The 1,760-nt window shown below is 69.1% G+C and carries 1 protein-coding gene and 1 pseudogene; one reads left to right on the top strand and one right to left on the bottom strand.

The annotated features are described in order from the left end of the window. Positions 1 to 195, top strand: a 195-nt coding sequence (locus A6302_RS23285) for a hypothetical protein (RefSeq protein WP_210183422.1), incomplete at its 5' end; no start/stop codon positions are given. 108 nt (positions 196 to 303) lie between these two features. On the opposite strand, the pseudogene A6302_RS20170 reads toward A6302_RS23285, so the two are convergent. Next, positions 304 to 1,691 (bottom strand): annotated as a pseudogene (locus tag A6302_RS20170) (leucyl aminopeptidase family protein). Between the last annotated feature and the right edge of the window lie 69 nt (positions 1,692 to 1,760).

Genomic DNA, 1,760 nt, shown 5'->3' with positions numbered 1-1,760 from the left:
CTGCGAGAATACCCACCGGTGGGCACCAACGCGCTCTCCGAGCTAGCAAATCCAAAAAATCAAAGGGTGCGGGCCAAGCACTTATTTCGGACTAAGAAAATGGATGAAGTTGCCGCGTGCGCCCTTTCGCTGGCCAATGATATTCGGAACTTCGTCAAAGCCGCCGAACAACGAGCGCAGCTTTCAAAGCCCTGAGAGTTTCAATTTTCACCGCATGAATGGAAGATTTGGACGAACGCCGATCAGCAAGCCAGTTAGTTGCCGCCTCGGCACGGCCGCATGCCGTGCCACCGCCTCCCCCCATCACCCCGCCGGATAGCGCGCCTTCAGCACCTCGTAGAGGGCGCGGATCACCTGGCTTCGCCGCCGATCGGCTGGCCGGGCTTTTCTGCCGGAACCCAGGCGAAGATGTCGGCGTGGAGCCAGCTCCTTGTCTTTTCCACGAAGCGGCCGAGGAACAGGGCGGCGGTGATGGAGCCGGCAAAGCCGCCGGGCGAGATGTGGTTGACGTCGGCGACCTTGGAGGCGAGCAGCTTGTCGTAGGGGGCCCAGAGCGGCAGGCGCCAGGAAGGATCGCCGACCCGGTCGCCGGCGGCGGCAAGATCAGCCGCCAGCGCGTCGTCGCGGGTGTAGACCGGCGGCAGGTCCGGGCCGAGGGCGACGCGTGCAGCGCCCGTGAGGGTGGCCATGTCGACGATCAGGTCGGTCTCCTCCTCGTCGGCGAGCGCCAGCGCGTCGGCGAGGATGAGGCGCCCCTCGGCGTCGGTGTTGCCGATCTCGACCGTCAGGCCCTTGCGGCTCGGGAAGACGTCGCCGGGGCGGAAGGCGTTGCCGGCAATCGAATTTTCCACCGTGGGCACGATCACGCGCAGCCGCAGGCGCAGGCCCGCTTCCATGACGAGACGGGCAAGGCCGAGCACGTTGGCAGCGCCCCCCATGTCCTTCTTCATCAGCAGCATGGAGCTGTCGGGCTTGATGTTGAGGCCGCCGGTGTCGAAGCAGACGCCCTTGCCCACCAGCGTCACCTTCGGCGCATCCGCGTCGCCCCAGGTGAAGTCGATCAGGCGCGGCGCGCGGGTGCTGGCCGCGCCCACGGCGTGCACCAGCGGAAAGTTTTCCGTCAGCAGATCGTCGCCGACGATCTCGCGCACGTCGGCGCCGTGAGCCTCGGCGAGGTCGCGCGCGGCGGCGGCCAGCTCGGCCGGGCCGAGGTCGTTGGCCGGAATGTTGACGAGGTCGCGGACCATGGCGACCGCGCCGGCCAGCGAGGCGATTTCGCGGGCATCCACCGTGGAGGGCATGACGAGGCGCGGCCGCTCGGCCTTCGGCTTGACGTAGCGCTCGAAGCGGTAGGCGCCGAGCGCAAAGCCGAGCACGCCGAGGGCAAGGTCCCCTTCGAAGGTGGCAAAGCGGTAGAGGCCGGCCGGAAGGCTTGCCGAGAGCTTGCCGGTGAGGAAGGGCGCGCGCGCCGGATCGCTTGCCTTGCCAAGGCCGAACACCACGGCGGAGAGCGCCCCCGCCTCGCCCGGCACGAGCAGCAGCGCGCCGGCCTCGGCCTTGAAGCCGTTGGCCTTCGCCCAGCCTTCGGCCACGGGGCCAAGGGCGGCCAGCGTCGCGGCCAGCCCGTCCTCGGCCACGGCGTGGATGGCAACGGCGGGCTCGGCGGTGTCGGTCGGGGCGAAATGGGGCAGCACGGGCGGGTCTCCGGCGATCGGCGGGGCGCCCGCCGGATTGCCGGCACGGCGTCCGGTGGCGGGATT

This window comes from Methylobrevis pamukkalensis, from assembly GCF_001720135.1.
GTDB lineage: Bacteria > Pseudomonadota > Alphaproteobacteria > Rhizobiales > Pleomorphomonadaceae > Methylobrevis > Methylobrevis pamukkalensis.
Note: the sequence above shows the minus strand (reverse complement) of the source record. Positions and strands in the feature narration are given on the sequence as shown.